At 29.7% G+C, this 286-nt stretch carries 1 protein-coding gene; it reads right to left on the reverse strand.

From position 1 onward, the window contains the following. Positions 1 to 103 precede the first annotated feature (103 nt). Positions 104 to 286, reverse strand: a 183-nt coding sequence (locus V7183_RS22120; RefSeq protein ID WP_335360848.1) for a hypothetical protein, incomplete at its 5' end; no start/stop codon positions are given.

Raw genomic sequence — 286 nt, forward strand, 5'->3', positions numbered from 1 at the left:
TTTAATTGATGTATATGTATTATCTTAAAAAATAGTTTAAATGAATTGAATGAAACAGTATGCAAAGTCAAAACAGCTTGGAAAGTTCCCAAGCTGTTTTTGTTTAGTTCGCTATGGAGATATAAGGATTCACTAAATATAACATACCAGTTCCATCATATTCCTCTGTAGCAAAGTATGAGAATGTACAGAAACCTGTAACTGCAAAAACTATAACAAGAAAAAATGTAAAGAAGTATTTTAGCATGTATGGTCCCCTCATCCAAAAGTATATATATCCATTTTG

It is taken from the genome of Bacillus sp. JJ1127, assembly GCF_036965845.1.
GTDB lineage: Bacteria > Bacillota > Bacilli > Bacillales > Bacillaceae_G > Bacillus_A.